This window comes from Streptococcus sp. 27098_8_109, assembly GCF_041432295.1.
In the GTDB taxonomy this organism is placed as follows: domain Bacteria; phylum Bacillota; class Bacilli; order Lactobacillales; family Streptococcaceae; genus Streptococcus.
On sequence record NZ_JAPVZJ010000024.1, the window covers coordinates 1 to 21,654 of the forward strand.

Annotated in this window: 18 protein-coding genes; 12 read left to right on the forward strand and 6 right to left on the reverse strand. The window is 41.9% G+C overall.

All coding sequences use genetic code 11. From position 1 onward, the window contains the following. Positions 1-151 precede the first annotated feature (151 nt). Positions 152-358, forward strand: coding sequence for a hypothetical protein (locus O3664_RS08270; protein WP_000265676.1), 207 nt, complete (start codon positions 152-154; stop codon positions 356-358). Positions 359-463: 105 nt separating this feature from the next. Here O3664_RS08270 and O3664_RS08275 read toward each other — a convergent pair whose 3' ends face one another. Beyond that, the gene (locus tag O3664_RS08275; RefSeq protein WP_023947621.1) at positions 464-1,312 is read right to left on the reverse strand and encodes a putative RNA methyltransferase; all 849 of its coding nucleotides are present in this window, start codon (positions 1,310-1,312) and stop codon (positions 464-466) included. 257 nt (positions 1,313-1,569) lie between these two features. Between O3664_RS08275 and O3664_RS08280 the strand changes: the two genes are divergently transcribed. Together O3664_RS08280 and O3664_RS08285 are read left to right on the forward strand one after the other, a co-directional pair. Beyond that, positions 1,570-1,848, forward strand: a complete 279-nt coding sequence (locus tag O3664_RS08280; RefSeq protein WP_004258701.1) for a DUF6110 family protein — start codon at positions 1,570-1,572, stop codon at positions 1,846-1,848. A gap of 1 nt (position 1,849) precedes the next feature. Then, a complete protein-coding gene (locus O3664_RS08285; RefSeq protein WP_371613887.1) occupies positions 1,850-3,913 on the forward strand; it encodes a heavy metal translocating P-type ATPase in 2,064 nt (687 codons plus the stop codon). Positions 3,914-3,988: 75 nt separating this feature from the next. Here the strand turns inward: O3664_RS08285 and tyrS are convergent, their stop codons facing one another. Then, positions 3,989-5,245 (reverse strand): tyrosine--tRNA ligase, encoded by a 1,257-nt coding sequence (tyrS, locus tag O3664_RS08290; protein WP_084928357.1) that lies wholly within the window; start codon positions 5,243-5,245, stop codon positions 3,989-3,991. A 141-nt stretch (positions 5,246-5,386) separates the two neighbouring features. On the opposite strand from tyrS, the gene pbp1b reads away from it, so the two are divergent. The 6 genes from pbp1b (at position 5,387) to O3664_RS08320 (ending at position 12,200) form a co-directional block, all read left to right on the forward strand. Further along, the gene (pbp1b, locus tag O3664_RS08295) at positions 5,387-7,870 is read left to right on the forward strand and encodes a penicillin-binding protein PBP1B (protein ID WP_371613888.1); all 2,484 of its coding nucleotides are present in this window, start codon (positions 5,387-5,389) and stop codon (positions 7,868-7,870) included. An 82-nt stretch (positions 7,871-7,952) separates the two neighbouring features. Next, complete coding sequence (locus tag O3664_RS08300) at positions 7,953-8,864, forward strand: DMT family transporter (protein ID WP_371613889.1); 912 nt, start codon at positions 7,953-7,955, stop codon at positions 8,862-8,864. A 228-nt stretch (positions 8,865-9,092) separates the two neighbouring features. Continuing rightward, positions 9,093-9,791 (forward strand): 2,3,4,5-tetrahydropyridine-2,6-dicarboxylate N-acetyltransferase, encoded by a 699-nt coding sequence (gene dapD / locus O3664_RS08305; protein WP_371613890.1) that lies wholly within the window; start codon positions 9,093-9,095, stop codon positions 9,789-9,791. Between the two features lie 66 nt (positions 9,792-9,857). Next, the gene (locus O3664_RS08310) at positions 9,858-10,988 is read left to right on the forward strand and encodes an N-acetyldiaminopimelate deacetylase (RefSeq protein WP_371613891.1); all 1,131 of its coding nucleotides are present in this window, start codon (positions 9,858-9,860) and stop codon (positions 10,986-10,988) included. An 11-nt stretch (positions 10,989-10,999) separates the two neighbouring features. Beyond that, positions 11,000-11,539, forward strand: coding sequence for a 5-formyltetrahydrofolate cyclo-ligase (locus O3664_RS08315; RefSeq protein WP_371613892.1), 540 nt, complete (start codon positions 11,000-11,002; stop codon positions 11,537-11,539). After that, entirely contained in the window at positions 11,523-12,200 is a 678-nt protein-coding gene (locus O3664_RS08320) for a rhomboid family intramembrane serine protease (RefSeq protein WP_371613893.1), read from the forward strand. Before O3664_RS08315 ends, O3664_RS08320 begins: the two co-directional genes overlap by 17 nt. A 63-nt stretch (positions 12,201-12,263) precedes the next feature. Here the strand turns inward: O3664_RS08320 and galU are convergent, their stop codons facing one another. From galU to argS, 4 genes are all read right to left on the reverse strand, one after another. Further along, positions 12,264-13,163 (reverse strand): UTP--glucose-1-phosphate uridylyltransferase GalU, encoded by a 900-nt coding sequence (galU, locus tag O3664_RS08325; RefSeq protein WP_371613894.1) that lies wholly within the window; start codon positions 13,161-13,163, stop codon positions 12,264-12,266. Between the two features lie 21 nt (positions 13,164-13,184). Next, a complete protein-coding gene (locus O3664_RS08330) occupies positions 13,185-14,201 on the reverse strand; it encodes an NAD(P)H-dependent glycerol-3-phosphate dehydrogenase (RefSeq protein WP_033687451.1) in 1,017 nt (338 codons plus the stop codon). A gap of 169 nt (positions 14,202-14,370) precedes the next feature. Next, entirely contained in the window at positions 14,371-14,616 is a 246-nt protein-coding gene (locus tag O3664_RS08335) for a hypothetical protein (RefSeq protein WP_000084858.1), read from the reverse strand. Between the two features lie 327 nt (positions 14,617-14,943). Further along, on the reverse strand, positions 14,944-16,635 hold the full coding sequence (argS, locus tag O3664_RS08340) for an arginine--tRNA ligase (protein WP_033685309.1): 1,692 nt from the start codon (positions 16,633-16,635) through the stop codon (positions 14,944-14,946). Between the two features lie 135 nt (positions 16,636-16,770). Here argS and argR point away from each other — a divergent pair, with 135 nt between their 5' ends. The 3 genes from argR to patA all read left to right on the forward strand — a co-directional run bounded on the left by argR (position 16,771) and on the right by patA (position 21,654). Further along, entirely contained in the window at positions 16,771-17,217 is a 447-nt protein-coding gene (gene argR, locus O3664_RS08345; protein WP_001231476.1) for an arginine repressor, read from the forward strand. Positions 17,218-17,267: 50 nt separating this feature from the next. Beyond that, positions 17,268-19,802: a DNA mismatch repair protein MutS gene (gene mutS / locus O3664_RS08350; RefSeq protein WP_004258650.1), complete on the forward strand. Its 2,535-nt coding sequence runs from the start codon at positions 17,268-17,270 to the stop codon at positions 19,800-19,802. 145 nt (positions 19,803-19,947) lie between these two features. Then, on the forward strand, positions 19,948-21,654 hold the full coding sequence (gene patA / locus O3664_RS08355) for a multidrug efflux ABC transporter subunit PatA (RefSeq protein ID WP_031237282.1): 1,707 nt from the start codon (positions 19,948-19,950) through the stop codon (positions 21,652-21,654).

Here is a 21,654-nt window from a genome sequence, read left to right on the forward strand (position 1 = left end):
TAAAAACAGATAAATCCTAGATACAGTGAAGGTTTAGAAATGCTGGTTTTACTGTCTTTCAGCTTCGAAATCTACTTAAAAATTACCTCATATTTCTTGTATTCGCTTACACAAAGTATTATAATATAATTGTAGGAAAGAAGGTGTTTTTATGTGGAAAAAATATTTTTCAAAATATAAATGGACTGATTTATTTTGGATTCTATTTGTTATTTTAACATGCCTATTGGCGGGTAATAGTAATCTTTACCCCCTTACCCATCAAGAAATCTCTTATCATGGGTGCTTATCGGGAATTACACTTGCCTTATTTCACTTGCTATTTATTGATAAGTTTTTTATTTCGAATCGAAAATAAATGGAGAAGCTAAAAGCTTTAAATGTTTTAGACTTTTGGGATAGATAGTTTAAAAATTGAAATTTAAAACCGCAGATCTTCTTGAAATGCGGTTTTTTGTGTCAATTAGAGTACTTTCCCAACCAGAATCTCAGCCTCAATGGTAATCTCTGTCAGTTGGCTCCAGTCAATCTTGCTCTGGTCAATGTGAAAGAGGAGAGGAGTCATACTGAGTAGGGCTTGGAGCTGCTCTGCTGTGATAGTTTTAGTCAGAGAGGCAGTTTGACTAGATAGGATGGTAAAGTGTTCTTGGAAATGATTTTTGATATCTTGGTTGGAATAGTCCTTGTTTGTCAGCTGGTCTTGTACCTTCTGACGGATTTCCTTGAGGTGATTTTTAGTTGGAATGACCTTTATCAAGATACCGTCTTTGGATAAAACGCGACGAAATTCTCCATAGTTGGCAGGTGAGAAGATATCAAGCAGGATATCCATGCTGGCGTCTTTTATAGGAAGACGAGCTAGGTCGCCAACGAACCAATTGACTGCCCAGTTGGGTTCGCTCTTGGCAGCGATTTGGACGGAATCTTTGGAAATATCAAAGGCATAGAAGGTTTTGTCAGGATGCCTTTCTTGGAGTTTGCGAGAATAGAATCCTTCACCACAGCCGATATCTAAAATTGTTTTGGCATTTTTTGAGTTTGAAAGTAAATCAGAGACGGCCTCTAGAATAGCTTGATAAAAGCCGGCTTCTAGGATTTGTTGACGGTTTTGAAAATTTTCCTTGTCATAGTTAGCAGATTGCTTGATTTGAGGGGCTAGATTGACATAGCCGAATTTCGCCAAGTCAAAAGAATGGCGATTGCTACATTTGAGACTACTCTCTACCAGAGTCAGATTTTCTTGACAGATAGGACAGGCAAAGGTAGTCGCAGAAGCAAAACGCTGAAGTTTGGGTTTGAGATTTGTATTCATAGTTTAAGTGTATCAAAAGAGGCAAATGAAAGCAACTTTAGGAATAAGTAGATGGGAGATTCAGTAGAAATAAAACTAATACTCTTCGAAAATCAAATTCAAACCACGTCAACGTCGCCTTGCCGTACTCAAGTACAGCCTGCGGCTAGTTTCCTAGTTTGCTCTTTGATTTTCATTGAGTATAATTCTCCAATTTATGAAATGAAATTGCTTTTATATCTAAATTGCTATATAATAATGATAAGGAGGAAATAAGTATGTTAAAAGAAGTACTAACCGTTGCAAAAGTTGCGAAAAAATCATCACTCTTTTTGGGTGGTGTCGCATTTGGTACCCTTGGTTTGAAAATCTTGGCAAGTAAGGAAGCTAAAAAAGGTTATTCTAAAGCTTTGGCTAAGGCTTACAAGTTGAAAGACGGGCTAGATGCATCTGTTTCTGTTATGAAACAACATGGAGACGATGTCTTGCAAGATGCCAAATATTTGTACGAGCAAGAGAAAAAAGAAGAGCAATTAGATAGCCTTATAGGAGAATAATATGTCTTTTAAAGTGCTACATAGAGGATACCAACATATCCGACTATCATCTTCTTTTTCACTCACCTTGGATATTCAAGACTATCTTCGTTCCTTGGCGAGAGATGAAAAGGGAATTGAGTCTATCCAGTTTTACATGGATCAACAGCACTTTACTCTACGCATAAAAGAAGGCTTTTCTGTATTAGATAATGCAGAAGCCTTTTTAAAAAGAATTGATAAAGGGAAAGTTTCTGAGTTGATGACTCTTCCCATTCGTAGAGAAGAGAGTGCTTATTCTATTGTTTCAGGTGCAGCCATTAAGCGTATACTTTTTCGTAGTTTTGTGCCGTATCCTATTCGCTATATATGGACTTGTTATCAGGCTTTTGGCTATATTAGAGAAGCCTATCAAACACTAGCGCGTAAGGAACTAACGATGGAGGTCTTGGACTGTTCGGCGATTTTATTGTCCTTGTTTATGAACCAATCCAAGACAGCTAGCAATATCATGTTTATGCTTGATTTGGGGAATCATTTAGATCAGTGGTCCTTGAAAAAAACTGCAACAGATTTAGAACAAAGCCTTCTTGCAAAAGAGAGCGATGTATTCCTAGTACAGGGCGATACGGTTGTTAGCATCAAGAGTTCCGATGTTCAAATAGGAGATGTCTTGATCTTATCTCAAGGAAATGAAATTCTGTTTGATGGACAAGTAGTTTCAGGTTTAGGTATGGTCAACGAAAGTTCCTTGACAGGAGAGAGTTTTCCAGTTGAAAAAAGAGAGTCTGATTTGGTTTGTGCAAATACAGTATTAGAAACTGGAGAGTTACGCATTCGTGTAACCGATAATCAGATGAACAGCCGGATTTTACAACTGATTGAGTTGATGAAGAAATCTGAAGAAAACAAGAAAACGAAACAACGCTATTTCATCAAAATGGCGGACAAGGTCGTCAAATATAATTTCTTGGGGGCTGGTCTGACTTACCTATTAACAGGTTCTTTTTCTAAGGCTATTTCTTTCCTATTGGTCGATTTCTCCTGCGCTTTGAAAATCTCTACTCCTGTAGCTTATTTGACAGCTATCAAGGAGGGATTGACCCGTGAAATGGTGATTAAGGATGGAGATGTTCTGGAGAAATATCTGGAAGTTGATACTTTCTTGTTTGATAAGACGGGAACAATCACAACTAGCTATCCGATAGTTGAAAAGGTGTTACCTTTTGGGGACTATAGTGAGGAAGATATTCTCAGAATCAGTGCTTGTCTTGAGGAACACATTTATCATCCTATTGCTAATGCCATCGTCAAGCAAGCTGAGATAGAGGGGATTGAACATGAGGAAATGCATGGGAAACTCCAATATATCGCAAGCAAGGGGATCAAATCTCATATAGATGGCCAACCAGTTCTTATTGGGAATTATGTTTTGATGCAGGATGAGCAGATTCATATCAGTTCAGAACAAAATGCTTTAATTGAAGAGTACAAGAGTCACTACAATCTCTTATTCTTGGCTTATCAGAATGAATTGATTGGAATGTTCTGCATTCATACTCCTTTGAGAAAAGAAGCAAAAGCATCCTTGGAGAAACTTAAGGCACAAGGGAAAAAATTGATTCTGGCAACAGGGGACACCTTGGTTAGAACAGAGGAATTAGTCAAAGATTTGCCCTTTGATCAGGTCTATACAGACTTGAAACCTGATGGGAAATTTGAGTTAGTAGAGGAACTGCAGAAAGCAGGTCACACTATTTTGATGGTTGGAGATGGCTTGAATGACTCAGCTGCTCTAACCCTATCAGATATCGGTGTGGTGATGAATGAGAGTGCAGATATTTCTAAGCAGATGAGTGATATCTTATTGTTAGATAATCGCTTGGATTTCTTCCAAGAGTTGGATTCGCTATCATCATCTTTGCAAACACTCATCAAGAAGAATATTCAAGATACCGTTGTCGTAAATAGTAGTTTGATTGGCTTTGGCTTATTTAATTGGCTCAGTCCTTCAAATCTCTCTATCTTACATAATCTAACAACCTTGCGCATAGTCCTGCGTAGCCTGTCTATTAAGGCTAGATAGATGTGGTTATCAACAACAAAAAGGAGTTACCTTTCTCGAGGTTAACTCCTTTTTTATAGGTAAATGTTGAACAGTTTAGTAAGTCAATACAAAATATTTCTTCTTGCCGCGACGGATAACAGTCAGTTCGTTCTCTAACTTATCAGCGTCACTCAAGACATAGTCAAGGTCTTGGATGCGGTCACCGTTGACGTAGATAGCTCCGTTTTGGACGTCTTCACGGGCTTGGCGTTTTGAGTTGACCACACCAGATGCCACGAGGAGTTCCACGATATTGTGGTTTTCGTCTGCTTGTACTTGGTAGTTTGGTACTCCACGAAGTCCTTGTTTGAGCTCTTTGACAGAAAGGTTTTTGATGTTTCCTGCAAAGAGTTGCTCAGTGATGTTGAGGGCTTCTTTGTAAGCTTCTTCGCCGTGAACAAGTGTTACGACTTCACGAGCCAAGACTTTTTGAGCCAAGCGTTCGTGTGGAGCTGCTTCAAACTGCTTGCGGATATCTTCAATCTCATCAAGTGACAAGAAAGTAAAGATTTTCAAGAAGCGAACAGCGTCAGCGTCCATAACGTTCATCCAGAATTGGTACATTTCGTATGGGGAAGTCTTTTCAGGATTGAGCCAGACTGCGTTTCCTTCTGATTTACCAAATTTCTTACCAGTTGCATCTGTGATCAATGGAACAGTGATAACGTGGCCAGTCTTGTCAGCCTTACGACGAAGCAATTCGGTACCAGCTGTCATATTTCCCCACTGGTCAGAACCACCGATTTGAAGGGTAACGTTGTAGTCTTGGTTAAGGACGAAGAAATCGTAACCTTGCATGATTTGGTAGGCAAACTCAGTGTAAGAAATCCCTGTTTCAATCCGTTTTTTCACAGACTCCTTGCTCATCATGTAGTTGACAGTGAAGTATTTTCCGATATCACGGAGGAAGTCAATGAAGCTGATGCTGCCAAACCAGTCGTAGTTGTTGACCATGACAGCCTTGTTTTCCCCATTTTCAAAGTCAAGAAAACGAGAAAGTTGTCCTTGGATAGACTTGACCCAGCCATCTACTGTGTCTTTTGTTTGGAGACTACGTTCAGCATCTTTGAAGGACGGATCTCCGATGAGACCTGTAGCACCGCCAACGAGCGCATAGGGTTTGTGACCTGCTAGCTGCAAGCGACGACTTGTCAAGATTGCGACAAGGTGGCCTAGGTGAAGGCTGTCAGCAGTTGGATCGTAGCCAGTATAATAAGAAACTTGACCTTCTTCTAGGGCTTTACGCAAAGCTTCTTCATCAGTCGTTTGAAAAATCAAACCACGCTCTTTTAGCTCATCAAAAATGTGCATGTGTCTTTTCTCCTTTTTAAAATTATTGTTTCTAACTATTGTATCACAAACTTGGGCAATAGCCTAGCAGAATAGGGAAGAAAGTGGCTATTTTATTGAAAGTTTACCTTTTATGGTATAATAGTTACAGTGAGGAAATCCATGCAAAATCAATTAAATGAATTAAAACAAAAAATGCTGGAATTTTTCCAGCTAGTAAAATCAAAAATAAATCATAAAAAATCAGAGAAAGTCTCAGAAGAGAAGAAGTCGGATGGGACAGGTGGAAAAGTTCTGGCTATCCTAGGTAGTATTTTAGTTGCTATCAAGGGAATTTTGAATACTCTCTTTATTCTAGGCTTTATCGGTGGGCTTTTTGGTGCTGGTGTAGCTCTTGGTTATGGAGTTGCTTTGTTTGACAAGGCCAAGGTTCCCCAAGCGGAGGACTTGGTCAAGCAGGTTAAAAATATTTCTTCCATCTCAGAAATTGTTTATGCAGATGGGAGTGTCATTGCTTCTATCGAGAGTGACCTACTGCGAACATCTGTTTCATCTGAGGAAATATCAGACAATCTCAAAAAGGCTATCGTTGCAACTGAGGACGAACATTTTCTTGAACATAAGGGGGTTGTGCCAAAAGCTGTGATTCGGGCGACTTTGGGAACCTTTGCAGGTTTGGGCTCATCTAGCGGGGGCTCGACCTTGACCCAACAGTTAATCAAACAACAAGTGGTTGGAGATGCTCCGACTTTGGCTCGTAAGGCTACAGAAATTGTTGATGCCCTTGCCTTGGAACGCAGCATGAGTAAGGATGAAATCTTGACTACTTATCTCAATGTTGCTCCCTTTGGTCGAAATCATAAAGGACAGAATATTGCAGGTGCCCAGCAAGCTGCTGAAGGGATTTTCGGTATCGATGCCAACAAGCTGAGTATTCCCCAAGCTGCCTTCCTAGCAGGTTTGCCACAGAGTCCGATTACTTATTCCCCTTATGAAAATACTGGAGAGTTAAAGAGTGATGAAGACTTAGAACTTGGTTTGAAGCGGGCCAAGGATGTTCTCTACAACATGTACCGTACGGGTGCTCTGACTCAGGAAGAATACGACCAGTACAAGGATTATAATCTCAAGCAAGATTTCTTGCCATCAGGAACTGTCAATGCTGTTTCGAGGGATTATCTCTACTTTACAGCTATGGCTGAAGCGACAGACCGTATGTATGATTATTTAGTTCAACAGGACAATGTCTCTAGCCAAGAGTTGAAAAACGATTCGATTCAAAAGGCCTATCATGAGCGAGCTGAGCAGGAACTAAGTAATGGCGGTTACAAAATTACTACAACGATCAATAAAAAAATCCATAACGCTATGCAAAATGCAGTTGCTAACTATGGTCATTTGGTAGATGATTCGACTGGGCAGCCTGAAGTAGGGAATGTTTTGATGGACAATAAAACGGGAGCTGTTCTAGGCTTTGTTGGTGGTCGTAATTACCAGACCAACCAAAACAATCACGCCTTCGACACCAAGCGTTCGCCAGCCTCTACAACCAAGCCTTTGTTGGCCTACGGTATTGCCATTGATCAAGGTTTGATGGGAAGCGCTAGTATCTTGTCCAATTATCCAACAAAATTCTCTAATGGAAATCCTATCATGTATGTAAATAGTCCAGGTACAGGCATGATGACTCTGGGTGAAGCCTTGAACTATTCATGGAATATCCCAGCCTATTGGACCTATCGCATGCTTCGTGAGAAGGGTGTAGATGTCAAGGGTTACATGGAGAAAATGGGTTACGAGATTCCGGAGTACGGTATCGAAAGTCTGCCTATGGGTGGTGGGATTGAAGTCACAGTTGCCCAGCATACAAATGGTTATCAGACACTAGCTAATAACGGTGTCTACCATCAGAAACATGTGATTTCTAAGATTGAATCATCTGATGGTAGAGTAATCTATGAATTCCAAGACAAACCAGTTCAAGTGTACTCGAAGGCAACAGCAACGATTATGCAGAGTTTGCTTCGTGAGGTGATTTCATCCCGAATCACTTCAAGTTTCCAAACAGACTTGACTTCTATCAATTCAAGCTTAGCTCGTGCAGACTGGATTGGGAAGACTGGTACAACCAATGAAGACGAAAATATGTGGCTCATGCTTTCGACACCAAGATTGACTCTAGGTGGTTGGCTAGGGCATGATGACAACCGCCCAATGGCTAAGGGTGCTGGGCATTATCGAAATGCCAAATATATGGCTTACTTAGTCAATGCTATCCAACAGGCTGAGCCTGGTGTTTGGGGCAATGAACGCTTTAGTCTTGATTCTAGTGTGACTCAATCTCAGGTTCTCAGATCTACAGGGCAGAAGCCAGGCAAAGTGTCCGTTAATGGAAAAACAGTTGATCTTTCAGGTTCTACTGTAACGAGCTATTGGGCTAATAAAGCGGGAGCTCCTACAACAAGCTATCACTTTGCTATTGGAGGAAGTGAAGCAGATTACCAAAACGCTTGGTCAAGTATCGTTAGCACATTGCCAACTCCTTCTAGTTCAAGTACTAGTTCGAATAGCAGTTCAAGTAGTAGTTCTAACAATAGTAGCAATTCAAGCGCTACTAGACCTTCTTCTTCAACGACGAGACGATAAGTTCTTTAAACTTTTCTAAATGAAGTGGCTAATCAATGGATTGCCACTTTTTTCTTTTTTCCTTTCGTGTTACAATAAAGGTATGAATCAGTATCAGAAAAAGATTGTTAAAGGAACCATTTATTCGCTCCTATCCGGCTTAATCTGGGGAATCTGTGGAATTTTAGGAGAATATTTCTTTACTCATTATCAAGTGTCCTCTGGCTGGATTACCTCTATGCGTTTGACACTGGCAGGGAGTCTTGTGCTCATTTGGTCTGCAGTGCAATTAAAATCGCAAGTGCTAGATATTTGGCGAGATAAGAAAAATTACCTGCCCTTTTTAGTCTATGCTATTTTGGGTATTTTTTCAGTTCAGTATTTTTTCTATCTCTGTGTAGAATACTCAAATGCAGCGACAGCAACTATTTTACAGTTTATTAGCCCTGTCTTTATCCTCTTTTACAATCGCTTGGTTTATCAAAAACGAGCGTCAAAAAGTGCTATTCTTTATGTTTTGGTTGCCATGTTGGGTGTTTGCCTGATGGCGACAAAGGGAGATCTCTCTCAGTTATCCATGACGCCACTAGCACTTGTGACGGGTTTGCTGAGTGCCATGGGGGTCATGTTTAATGTTATCTTACCTCAACCTTTTGCTAAGCGTTATGGGTTTGTACCCACGGTTGGGTGGGGGATGATTTTGGCAGGTTTATTTAGCAATGTCCTCTCGCCGGTTTACCAGCTTTCCTTTACTCTTGATATTTGGAGTATCTTGATTTGCCTCATTATCGCTTTTTTCGGGACGGCTTTTGCCTTTTTCATTTCCATGAAGGCAGTGTCCTTGGTTTCTCCTTTAGTGGTTTCTGTTATTAGTGCCAGTGAACCTCTCTCTTCTGCCCTTTTGAGTGTTTTATTTTTAGGCTTGGTAGTGGATTGGTCCCTTCTTCTAGCTATGGCCTTGATTATTTTACCTATGATTTTCCTATCGATAGAAGAAGCGAAAGAAAGTAAATAAAAAGTCTTTTCTTAATTATAAAAGTGTGCTATACTAGAATAGTCAATAAAACACGGGGAGATAGTTGTGAAGAGTGTTTTTAGGTTGTATCGGTAGGGGCTTGCTTTTACCGACAGCACGTTTTATCTCACATCCCTAAAAATCATACCTAAAAACAAACAAAAAGGCTTCAAATTTGAGGCCTTTTTTGGTAGAATAGGTATCATTAAAATGAACTAGGAGGCGCCTATGACTGCTACAAAAATGAACGCACAAGAAATTATCCAATTTATCGCCAATGCTGAAAAGAAAACCAGTGTGAAAGTAACTTTTGAGGGACAACTCGCAACTGCTGTACCAAGCTCTGTTGTTAAACTAGGTAATGTCCTATTCGGAGATTGGAAGGACGTGGCTCCGCTTATCGATGGTTTGGTAGAAAATCAAGACTATGTTGTTGAGCAAGACGCTCGTAATTCTGCAGTTCCTTTGCTAGATAAACGTGCTATCAATGCTCGTATTGAGCCGGGTGCTATTATCCGTGATCAGGTTGAAATTGGTGACAATGCTGTTATCATGATGGGAGCGGTTATCAATATCGGTGCTGAAATTGGTGCAGGAACCATGATTGACATGGGTGCTATCCTTGGTGGCCGTGCTATCGTGGGGAAAAACAGCCACGTTGGTGCAGGTGCCGTTCTTGCAGGTGTAATTGAGCCAGCTAGCGCAGAACCAGTCCGTGTTGGAGACAATGTTCTTATCGGTGCCAACGCAGTGGTCATCGAAGGAGTTCAAATCGGTAGTGGTTCAGTTGTCGCAGCAGGAGCTATTGTTACCCAAGATGTCCCAGAAAACGTGGTGGTAGCAGGTGTTCCAGCTCGTATTATCAAAGAGATTGATGCCCAAACCCAACAAAAAACAGCGCTAGAAGATGCGCTTCGTACCTTGTAATTGTAAAAGAAAAATAGAGGCGGAACCCTTTTCCAGCCTCTTTCTGCTATATAGGAGGAAAGATAGATGTTAGATTTGATTCAGACTAGACGAGATTTGCACCAGATTCCAGAGATTGGCTTGGAGGAGTTCAAGACTCATGCTTATTTGCTAGATGTGATTGAGAAATTGACTGTGGGCAAGGACTTTGTTCAAGTTCGTACTTGGCGGACAGGGATTTTGGTTTATTTGCAGGGAAGTCAGCCAGAGCGAACCATTGGTTGGCGGACAGATATTGATGGTCTGCCTATCGTTGAACAAACAGGCCTTCCTTTTGCTTCCCAGCACCAAGGTCGTATGCACGCTTGTGGCCATGATTTCCATATGACTATTGCCTTAGGCTGTCTTGAGCGAGCCCTTGAGGAGCAACCAAAGAACAATCTGCTCTTTCTGTTTCAGCCTGCTGAAGAAAATGAAGCTGGTGGCATGCTCATGTATGAGGATGGCGCTTTTGGAGACTGGTTGCCAGACCAGTTTTATGGCCTCCATGTTCGGCCAGATCTGAAGGTTGGACAGATTGCGACCAATACTCATACACTCTTTGCAGGGACTTGCGAGGTGAAGATTCGTTTTAAAGGTAAAGGAGGACATGCAGCCTTTCCGCATGAAGCCAATGACGCCTTGGTGGCGGCTAGTTACTTTGTGACCCAGGTGCAGTCAGTTGTCAGCCGCAATGTCAACCCAATCGAGGGAGCAGTGGTGACCTTTGGAGTTTTCCAAGCTGGAACAACAAACAATGTTATCACAGACACAGCCTTTTTGCATGGAACTATTCGGGCCTTGACACAGGACATGAGTCTCTTGGTGCAAAAGCGGGTCAAAACAGTTGCAGAAGGAGTTGCAGCAGCCTTCGATATGGAAGTCGAAGTGGAACTCAAACAAGGTGGTTACCTGCCTGTTGAGAACCATCCAGCATTGGCGCGTGAATTGATGGACTTCTTTGAAGAAAAAGAGGGAATCGAGTTGGTTGATATCGAGCCTGCTATGACTGGTGAGGACTTTGGTTATCTCCTTTCAAAAGTTGATGGTGTTATGTTCTGGCTAGGTATCGATAGTCCCTACGCTCTTCATCACCCTCAAATGAGTCCCAAGGAAGAGGCTTTAGCTATTGGGGTGGATGCGGTCTCTAGTTTCCTGAAAAAGAAGGCAGCAGAGTAGAGGAATTGTCTATGAAAGCAGAATTACGCAAGCAAGTCTTGCACGAAATGAAGGCTATCCCTCGAACTCAAAAAGTTACTTTGGATCTAGCTTTAACTGAGCGACTTTTACAACACCCCTTTTACCAAGAAGCCAAGACAATCGCAACTTACCTCTCTTTTCCTCATGAGTTTCAAACGCAGGAACTGATTGAGCAGGCACTGAAGGACGGCAAGAAGGTTCTAATACCCAAAACCTATCCCAAGGGGCGCATGGACTTTGTGGTCTATGATCCACAGCAGTTGGTAAAAACTTCCTTTGGATTACTGGAACCACAGGGAGATTTGGAAGTAGTGGATGCCTCTCAGATTGATTTGATTCATGTTCCTGGCTTGGTTTTTACGACGAAAGGATACCGGATAGGATACGGTGGAGGCTATTATGACCGCTATCTGGAACATTTTTCTGGTCATACTTTGAGTACGATCTATCCTTGTCAAGTTCAGCAATTCATGCCTGAAAATCATGATATTCCTGTTCAGGAGGTTTTAATTGATGAAGGAAATCTTTGATAGACGTTATCCTGTGACGAGTTTCTTCCTCTTAGCGACGGCCTTGGTGTTTCTACTAATGTTGGTGACTACAGGTGGAAACTTTGACAGGGCGGATACCTTATTTCGATTTGGAGCCATGTATGGGCCTGCTATTCGGCTCTTTCCCGAGCAGATTTGGCGTCTCTTTTCTGCCATTTTTGTTCATATTGGTTGGGAGCATTTCATTGTTAATATGCTTTCGCTCTATTATCTTGGTAGGCAAGTAGAGGAAATTTTTGGATCCAAGAAGTTTTTCTTTCTCTATCTTTTATCAGGAATGATGGGCAATCTCTTTGTTTTTGTATTTAGTCCCAAATCCTTAGCAGCAGGAGCCTCTACCTCTCTTTATGGGCTATTTGCTGCGATTATCATTCTTCGCTATGCAACGCGTAATCCTTATATCCAACAGCTAGGGCAATCCTATCTGACACTTTTTGTGGTTAATATTATTGGAAGTGTTCTGATTCCAGGAATCAGCCTAGCAGGCCATATCGGGGGAGCAGTTGGTGGAGCATTTCTAGCAGTTATCTTTCCAGTTCGAGGAGAAAGACGGATGTATAGTACCAGCCAGAGGTTAGGAGCGGTAGTCTTGTTTGTAGGACTTGCAGTCTTACTTCTCTACAAGGGAATGGGGTTGTGAAGGTTTATAAGAATAGTTATGCAATAAAAAAGATAAGGCATTTTTGAACCTTATCTTTTTATGTTATTCTTTCTCAGCCAATTCTTTTCCCAGTTGGATGATGTAATCTTTCAAGTCATCTTTGACTTGTGGGTGCTTGAGGGCATAGTCAATAGATGTTTTCATAAAGCCAAACTTATCCCCAACGTCGTAACGAGCTCCTGTAAATTCACGGGCGAAAACACGTTGTGTTTTATTAAGTGTATCAATAGCGTCGGTAAGTTGGATTTCATTTCCAGCACCGGGAGCTTGATTTTCGAGGATATCAAAAATTTCTGGTGTGAGCAGATAGCGTCCGATGATTGCCAAATCACTTGGAGCCTCTTCTGGAGCTGGTTTTTCAACGAAAGTTTCGACACTATAGAGACCATTAATCCCTTCACCCTGAGGAGCTATAACTCCATATGCTGAAACGTCTTCATGAGGGACAGGCATAACAGCAATTGTTGATGCGTGAGTCGACTCGTAATCATTCATCAATTGTTTTGTCAAAGGTACAGCGTTGTCATCTGTGATATCCATTAGGTCGTCACCCAGCATGACAACAAAGGGCTCATTCCCTACAAAAGCTTTGGCTTGTAAGACAGCATCGCCAAGACCACGAGGATGGCTTTGACGGATAAAGTGAAGGCGAATGCCAGTTGTTTCGTCTACCAATTTTAGTAAGTCATGTTTGCCTTTTTCTTTGAGGTTGTACTCAAGCTCAAAGTTTGAGTCAAAGTGGTCTTCAATAGAACGTTTTGATTTACCAGTGACAACCAGAATATCTTCAATACCTGATTTAAGAGCTTCTTCTACGATAAACTGGATAGTTGGTTTATCTACAATTGGCAACATTTCTTTCGCAAGTGCTTTGGTGGCTGGTAAGAAACGAGTTCCGAGTCCAGCGGCAGGGATGACTGCTTTTCTAACTTTTGATGTCATAAGAATCCTTTCTCTAGAGGGTTAAGACCACTCATTCTCTGCTTTAAATTCATTATTCATGATGTCATAAATGGCATCTTTAATATTGGTTCCGTGGTAGATAACTTGGTAAATGGCCTGTGTAATGGGCATATAGACTCCAAGTTCTTGCGCTAGTTCATAGGCTGCTCTAGTCGTTGAGATTCCTTCAATCACCATGCCCATATTGGCCTCGATATCAGCTAGGGATTCTCCACGACCAAGGGCATCGCCGGCTCTCCAGTTGCGAGAGTGGATGGAGGTTCCCGTCACAATCAAATCTCCCACACCAGATAAGCCACTATAGGTCAACGGACTGGCACCGAGTGCCACCCCTAGGCGGGTAATTTCTGCCAGTCCTCGAGCGATGATGGCTGCCTTGGCATTGTCTCCAAATCCAAGACCATGTAAAGCACCGGCACCAACAGCAATAATATTTTTAAGAGCACCAGCAGTTTCAACCCCGATAACATCCGTATTGGTATAAAGTCGGAAGTAGTGATTACTAAAGAGTTCTTGAACGTATTGAGCTGTTTGTAAATCTTTAGAAGCAGCAGTGATTAAAGTCAGGTCACGTACAATGGTTTCTTCCGCATGACTAGGTCCTGAAACAACGACAATATCACTGCGGAGATGTTCAGGAATTTCTTCTTCAAGGATGATTGATAATCGTTTATGGCTATCGGGTTCTAATCCCTTTGAAGCGTGCATGATGATAGCCTTATGGTCTAGGGTTTGTGCAACTTGTTGTGCAACAAGTCGTGTCACTTTTGTTGGGACAACAAACAAAATCGCATCTACATCTCTCAGTGCCTCTGATAAGTCGGTGTAGGCAATGATATTTTCATCTAGAACGACATCTTTAAAGTAGTGTTTATTAGTATGGTGTGTATTAATTTCATTGATTTGCTCGGGAATGTTTCCCCAAATACGTACCTCGTGTCCATTGTCATTTAAGACTTGTGAAAGGGCAGTTCCCCAAGAACCAGGCCCCAAGACGGCGACGGTTTGTTTTTCCATGTTTTCCTCCTTGATAGAGTCCTTTCTCTTATTCTATCATATTCTGGAGGATTTTGCACTTGCATTGCTGGGGGAGTGGTTGCTTTGTTACTTGAAAAATATATAAAAACCGAGCCTAAGTATTAAACTCTTAGACTCGGTTTTTATATTCCTTAAAGAATAACTCGGTTTATTTCAATTGATCTGTAATGTCTTTTGATAGCAACATTCCCAGATGATAAGTTTTATTGATGTAAGCAATGACATCATTGATATTTTCAGTCGTGTGAATTTTCTCTTTGATATCAGTCCTAAATGTTTCATCCTTCAAAAGTTGTTCTTGGTAGAGTTTTTGCAGTCTCTCCTTCTCGTACTTATTGAGCAGAAAAAGGAACACCAAGCTAATTACAACGAGGATATAAGCATATTGGCTCATAGAATATCTCCCTGTATGATAAAGAAGTAGTAGTGAGTAGATTGAATTAGTGAAGCGCCTAACCAAATCCCTGATAGGGTTTGACATTCGTTGCTTAGATTGCCTTGCATTCTAGTGACTTGAAGATTGCCACCAGCCACTAAGCCAATTAATAGATTTGGTTGACCAATTTAGTGAGGCGTTTAGGCAAGTGTCTCTGGTTACGACGTAAAGAAACATAAATCGATAATATTTATGTTTCTTTACTAGTGAAGTGCCTAGCCAAATTCCTGACAGGATTTGGCGTTAGTTACTTAGATTGCTTTGCAATCAAGTAACTTTGGCGATTTACATCTTCTCTGGCGCTTCTACTCCAAGCAAGCGAAGGGCTTCTTTGAGAACGACTGCGGTTGCGTAGCTGAGGGCTAGACGGCTGTCGCGTTCTGGACTTTCATCCAAGATACGTGTATGTGCATAGTATTTGTTGAAGGCTTGAGCTAGGCTAATTGCAAATTTAGCAATGATAGAAGGTTCAAAGTTATCCGCCGCACGGTTGATAATACGTGGGAAGTCTTGGATGAGTTTGATGATTTCCCAGCTTTCAGTATCATTCAAGCTATAGTTGCCAGCTGTTTCTGGTTTGAAATCCGCTTTGCGTAAGATAGATTGGATACGAGCGTAGGCGTATTGAACATAAGGTCCAGTTTCACCCTCGAAGGATACCATAGCTTCTAGGTCGAAGTCGTATCCATTTGTACGGTCGGTTTTGAGGTCATAGAATTTAATGGCTCCAACACCAACAGCATGCGCTACCTGGTCTTTATTTTCCAGTTCAGGATTTTTAGCTTCGATTTGGGCCTTGGCACGGCTAACAGCCTCTGCAACAGTAGGCTCTAGTAAGATGACATTCCCTTTACGAGTAGAGAGTTTCTTCCCTTCTTTTGTAACCAAACCAAAAGGAACATGAGTAATGTCTTCACTCCAGTCGTAGCCCATTTCTTTCAAGACAGCTTTGAGCTGTTTAAAGTGGGCAGATTGCTCTTGACCAACGACATAGATAGATTTAGCAAATTGGTATTCGTTTTTACGGTAAAGGGCTGCAGCCAAGTCACGAGTGATATAGAGAGTTGCACCATCAGATTTCTTGATAAGGGCTGGATGTTCAATTCCATATTTCTCAAGATTGACAACTTGGGCACCTTCTGACTCAACAAGAAGTCCTTTTTCAGAAAGAATGTCTACAACTGCATCCATCTTATCGTTGTAGAAGGCTTCCCCGTTATAGCTGTCAAATTCGACTTGCAATTCATTGTAAAGGCGGTTAAATTCCACCAAACTTTCATCACGGAACCATTGCCAAAGAGCGAGAGCTTCCTCATCTCCATTTTCAAGTTTACGGAACCATTCGCGTGCTTCTTCATCCAAGCTAGGGTCATTTTCAGCTTCAGCGTTGATGCGGACATAGAGTTTAAGGAGTTCATCGATTGGATGAGCTTTTACAGCTTCTTCGTCACCCCATTTTTTGTAGGCAACAATCAGCATCCCAAACTGTTTACCCCAGTCTCCCAAATGGTTGACCTTGACCGTTTGATAACCGATTTTTTGGAAAATATGTGACAAGCTATCTCCGATAACAGTTGAGCGTAGGTGACCAATAGAAAATGGTTTAGCGATATTGGGACTAGACATGTCGATAACAACATTTTCTTGTTTGCCAATATGTTGATCAGCATAGTGTTCTTTTTCAGTGATAACCGCTTGCAACACTTGAGCAGAAATAGCAGATTTATCAAGGAAGAAGTTGACGTAAGGTCCTGTTGCGACAACCTTTTCAAAGGCTTGGCTGTTAATTTTTTCAGCCAGTTCAGTCGCGATCATTTGAGGTGCTTTACGTTCGACTTTTGCAAGTGAAAAAGCAGGGAAAGCAATGTCTCCCATTTCTGAGTTTTTAGGGGTTTCCAGTAAATTTAAAATAGCCTCTTGGTCCAGGCTATCAATGATGCTAGCCAATTCGCTAGCAATCAATTCTTTTGTATTCATTAAGAGCTCCTTTTTGGACTTTTCTACTATTTTATCACAATTTTAAAGAAAGAAGAAAAAATTTTTGAAATCTCCTATTTTTTTGGTATAATATAGTTATAAAAATAGTTATAAATATGCATATAAGAGGATTTTATGAGAAAAAGAGATCGTCATCAGTTAATAAAAAAAATGATTACTGAGGAGAAGTTAAGTACACAAAAAGAAATTCAAGATCGGTTGGAGGCACACAATGTCTTTGTGACGCAGACAACTCTATCTCGTGATTTGCGTGAAATTGGCTTGACCAAGGTCAAGAAAAATGATATGGTGTATTATGTACTAGCAAATGAGACAGAAAAGATTGATTTGGTGGAATTTTTGTCTCATCATTTAGAAGGTGTTGCAAGAGCAGAGTTTACCTTGGTACTTCATACCAAATTGGGAGAAGCCTCTGTTTTGGCAAATATTGTAGATGCAAACAAGGATGAATGGATTTTAGGAACAGTTGCTGGTGCCAATACCTTATTGGTCATTTGTCGAGACCAGCACGTTGCCAAACTCATGGAAGATCGTTTGCTAGATTTGATGAAAGATAAGTAAGGTCTTGGGAGTTGCTCTCAAGACTTATTTTTGACAAGGAGAGACGGAAAATGGCGACAGAAAAGCTATCACCCGGCATGCAACAGTATGTGGATATTAAAAAGCAATATCCAGATGCTTTTTTGCTCTTTCGTATGGGTGATTTTTATGAATTATTTTATGAGGATGCGGTCAATGCTGCGCAGATTCTGGAAATTTCCTTAACGAGTCGCAACAAGAATGCCGACAATCCGATTCCTATGGCGGGTGTTCCCTATCATTCTGCCCAACAGTACATCGATGTCTTGATTGAGCAGGGCTATAAGGTAGCTATCGCAGAGCAGATGGAAGATCCTAAACAAGCTGTTGGAGTTGTGAAACGAGAGGTTGTTCAGGTCATTACACCTGGGACAGTGGTCGATAGCAGTAAGCCGGACAGTCAGAACAACTTCTTGGTTGCCATAGACTGTGATGGCAATCAATTTGGCCTAGCTTATATGGACCTGGTGACGGGTGACTTTTATGTGACAGGTCTTTTGGATTTCACGCTGGTTTGTGGGGAAATCCGCAATCTTAAGGCTCGAGAAGTGGTGTTGGGTTATGACTTGTCTGAGGAAGAAGAACAAATCCTCAATCGTCAGATGAATCTGGTGCTCTCTTATGAGAAAGAAGGCTTTGAGGACTTTCATTTACTGGATTCACGATTGGCAGTGGCGGAGCAAGCGGCATCTAGTAAGCTGCTTCAGTATGTTCATCGGACCCAGATGCGGGAATTGAACCACCTCAAGCCTGTTATACGCTATGAAATCAAGGATTTCTTGCAGATGGATTATGCGACCAAGGCTAGTCTGGATTTGGTTGAGAATGCTCGTTCAGGAAAGAAGCAAGGTAGTCTTTTCTGGCTTTTGGATGAAACCAAGACGGCTATGGGAATGCGTCTCTTGCGGTCTTGGATTCATCGCCCCTTGATTGATAAGGAACGAATTATCCAACGTCAAGAAGTGGTGCAGGTCTTTCTCGACTATTTCTTTGAGCGCAGTGATTTGACAGACAGTCTCAAGGGTGTTTATGACATTGAGCGCTTGGCTAGTCGTGTTTCTTTTGGCAAAACCAATCCCAAGGATCTCTTGCAGCTGTCGACCACCTTATCCAGTGTGCCACGGATTCGTGCGATTTTAGAAGGGATGGAGCAACCTTCTCTAGCCTATCTTATCGAACAACTGGATGGAATCCCTGAGTTGGAGAGTTTGATTAGCGCAGCGATTGCTCCTGAAGCTCCTCATGTGATTACAGATGGGGGGATTATCCGCACTGGATTTGATGAGACTTTAGACAAGTACCGTCGCGTTCTCAGAGAAGGGACTAGCTGGATTGCTGAGATTGAGGCTAAGGAGCGAGAAAATTCTGGTATCAGCACGCTCAAGATTGACTACAATAAGAAGGACGGCTACTATTTCCATGTGACCAATTCACAACTGGGAAATGTGCCTGCTCACTTTTTCCGCAAGGCGACGCTGAAAAACTCAGAACGCTTCGGTACCGAGGAATTAGCTCATATCGAAGGCGATATGCTGGAGGCGCGTGAAAAGTCAGCTAACCTCGAATACGAAATCTTTATGCGTATTCGTGAAGAAGTCAGCAAGTACATCCAACGTATACAAGCTCTAGCCCAAGGAATTGCGACAGTTGATGTCTTACAGAGTCTGGCGGTTGTGGCTGAAACCCAGCATTTGATTCGACCTGAATTCGGAGATGATTCGCGAATTGATATCCAGAAAGGGCGCCATGCTGTCGTTGAAAAGGTTATGGGGGCTCAGACCTATATTCCCAATACGATTCAGATGGCAGAAGATACCAGTATTCAACTGATTACAGGGCCCAATATGAGCGGAAAGTCAACCTACATGCGTCAGTTAGCCATGACGGCGGTTATGGCCCAGCTGGGTTCTTATGTGCCAGCAGAAAGTGCCCATTTACCGATTTTTGATGCGATTTTTACCCGTATCGGAGCAGCAGATGACTTGGTTTCAGGTCAATCAACCTTCATGGTAGAGATGATGGAGGCTAACAATGCCATTTCGCATGCGACCAAAAATTCCTTGATTCTTTTTGATGAGTTAGGTCGTGGAACTGCAACTTATGACGGGATGGCTCTTGCTCAGTCTATAATCGAATACATCCATGAGCACATAGGAGCCAAGACCCTCTTTGCGACCCACTACCATGAGTTGACTAGTCTGGAGTCTAGTTTACAACATTTGGTCAATGTCCACGTGGCAACTTTGGAGCAGGATGGGCAGGTTACCTTCCTTCACAAGATTGAACCAGGTCCAGCTGATAAATCCTACGGTATCCATGTTGCCAAGATTGCTGGCTTACCAGCAGACCTTTTAGCAAGGGCGGATAAGATTTTGACTCAGTTAGAGAATCAAGGGACAGAAAGTCCAGTTCCTATGAGACAAACAAGTGCTGCCACTGAACAGATTTCACTCTTTGACGAGCCTGAAGAGCATCCTATCCTAGCAGAATTGTCTAAACTGGATGTTTACAATATGACACCTATGCAGGCTATGAATGTCTTGGTCGAGTTAAAACAAAAATTATAAAGAATGAATTACTTGTCATTCTAGCTATATCAAGGAGACTTCTTTGACAAGTTCCCACTTTTTTGCTAGAATAACATCACACGAACAGAATGAAAAGGAGCTGACGCATTGTCGCTCCCTTTTGTCTATTTTTTAAGGAGAAAGTATGCTGATTCAGAAAATAAAAACCTACAAGTGGCAGGCCTTGACTTCGCTCCTGATGACGGGCTTGATGGTTGCTAGTTCACTTTTGCAACCGCGTTATCTGCAGGAAGTGTTAGACGCCCTCCTTGCTGGAAAATATGAAGCTATTTATAGTATCGGGGCTTGGTTGATTGGTGTGGCCGTGGTCGGTCTTGTTGCTGGTGGGCTCAATGTTGTCCTTGCAGCCTATATTGCTCAAGGAGTTTCATCCGACCTTCGAGAGGATGCCTTCCGTAAAATCCAAACCTTTTCTTATGCCAATATTGAACAATTTAATGCGGGAAATCTAGTCGTTCGAATGACAAATGATATCAACCAGATTCAGAACGTCGTCATGATGACCTTCCAAATTCTTTTCAGGCTCCCCCTCTTGTTCATCGGTTCGTTTATCTTGGCGGTTCAAACCTTACCTTCTCTGTGGTGGGTGATTGTTCTCATGGTAGTCTTGATTTTTGGTTTGACTGCTGTCATGATGGGTATGATGGGGCCTCGTTTTGCCAAGTTTCAAACCCTTCTTGAACGCATCAATGCCATTGCAAAGGAAAATTTGCGTGGCGTTCGTGTGGTCAAGTCCTTTGTCCAAGAAAAAGAGCAGTTTGCTAAGTTTACGGAGGTTTCAGACGAGCTACTCGGTCAAAATCTTTACATCGGTTATGCCTTTTCAGTAGTGGAACCTTTCATGATGTTGGTCGGTTATGGGGCGGTATTTTTCTCTATTTGGCTAGTTGCGGGGATGGTTCAGTCGGATCCGTCAGTTGTTGGCTCCATTGCTTCCTTTGTCAATTACCTGAGCCAGATTATCTTTACCATTGTCATGGTTGGATTTTTGGGAAATTCTGTCAGTCGTGCTATGATTTCTATGCGTCGTATTCGAGAAATTCTTGACGCAGAGCCAGCCATGACCTTCAAGGATGTGCCAGATGAAGACTTGGTAGGAAGTCTTAGCTTTGAAAATGTAACCTTTACCTATCCAATGGACAAGGAACCGATGCTGAAAGATGTGAGCTTTACTATCGAACCTGGTCAAATGGTTGGTGTAGTTGGAGCGACTGGCGCAGGAAAGTCAACCTTAGCTCAATTGATTCCACGTCTCTTTGACCCACAGGCAGGGGCTATCAAAATCGGAGGTAAGGATATTCGAGAAGTGAGTGAAGGAACCCTGCGTAAAACAGTTTCTATCGTTCTCCAACGTGCCATTCTCTTTAGTGGAACGATTGCAGATAACTTGAGACAGGGTAAGGGAGATGCTACTTTATTTGAAATGGAGCGCGCAGCCAATATTGCTCAAGCCAGTGAATTCATTCATCGTATGGAGAAAACCTTTGAAAGTCCAGTTGAAGAAAGGGGAACCAACTTTTCAGGTGGGCAAAAACAAAGGATGTCGATTGCGCGAGGGATTGTCAGCAATCCACGTATTCTGATTTTTGACGATTCGACCTCAGCCTTGGATGCCAAGTCAGAGCGCCTGGTTCAAGAAGCCTTGAATAAGGACTTGAAAGGAACGACAACCATTATCATCGCTCAAAAGATTAGCTCGGTTGTTCATGCAGATAAAATCTTGGTTCTGGATCAAGGACGATTGATTGGTCAAGGTACGCATGCAGACTTGGTTGCCAACAATTCCGTTTACCGTGAAATCTACGAAACACAGAAAGGAAAGGAGGAGTAA

Coding starts and splice junctions, on each gene's coding strand:
- O3664_RS08270 (WP_000265676.1), top strand. CDS start 152: ATGTGGAAAAAATATTTTTCAAAATATAAATGGACTGATTTATTTTGG.
- dapD (WP_371613890.1), top strand. CDS start 9,093: ATGACTGCTACAAAAATGAACGCACAAGAAATTATCCAATTTATCGCC.
- O3664_RS08310 (WP_371613891.1), top strand. CDS start 9,858: ATGTTAGATTTGATTCAGACTAGACGAGATTTGCACCAGATTCCAGAG.
- argR (WP_001231476.1), top strand. CDS start 16,771: ATGAGAAAAAGAGATCGTCATCAGTTAATAAAAAAAATGATTACTGAG.
- tyrS (WP_084928357.1), bottom strand. CDS start 5,245: ATGCACATTTTTGATGAGCTAAAAGAGCGTGGTTTGATTTTTCAAACG.
- mutS (WP_004258650.1), top strand. CDS start 17,268: ATGGCGACAGAAAAGCTATCACCCGGCATGCAACAGTATGTGGATATT.
- O3664_RS08280 (WP_004258701.1), top strand. CDS start 1,570: ATGTTAAAAGAAGTACTAACCGTTGCAAAAGTTGCGAAAAAATCATCA.
- O3664_RS08315 (WP_371613892.1), top strand. CDS start 11,000: ATGAAAGCAGAATTACGCAAGCAAGTCTTGCACGAAATGAAGGCTATC.
- O3664_RS08335 (WP_000084858.1), bottom strand. CDS start 14,616: ATGAGCCAATATGCTTATATCCTCGTTGTAATTAGCTTGGTGTTCCTT.
- patA (WP_031237282.1), top strand. CDS start 19,948: ATGCTGATTCAGAAAATAAAAACCTACAAGTGGCAGGCCTTGACTTCG.
- pbp1b (WP_371613888.1), top strand. CDS start 5,387: ATGCAAAATCAATTAAATGAATTAAAACAAAAAATGCTGGAATTTTTC.
- O3664_RS08275 (WP_023947621.1), bottom strand. CDS start 1,312: ATGAATACAAATCTCAAACCCAAACTTCAGCGTTTTGCTTCTGCGACT.
- O3664_RS08330 (WP_033687451.1), bottom strand. CDS start 14,201: ATGGAAAAACAAACCGTCGCCGTCTTGGGGCCTGGTTCTTGGGGAACT.
- O3664_RS08320 (WP_371613893.1), top strand. CDS start 11,523: ATGAAGGAAATCTTTGATAGACGTTATCCTGTGACGAGTTTCTTCCTC.
- O3664_RS08300 (WP_371613889.1), top strand. CDS start 7,953: ATGAATCAGTATCAGAAAAAGATTGTTAAAGGAACCATTTATTCGCTC.
- galU (WP_371613894.1), bottom strand. CDS start 13,163: ATGACATCAAAAGTTAGAAAAGCAGTCATCCCTGCCGCTGGACTCGGA.
- argS (WP_033685309.1), bottom strand. CDS start 16,635: ATGAATACAAAAGAATTGATTGCTAGCGAATTGGCTAGCATCATTGAT.
- O3664_RS08285 (WP_371613887.1), top strand. CDS start 1,850: ATGTCTTTTAAAGTGCTACATAGAGGATACCAACATATCCGACTATCA.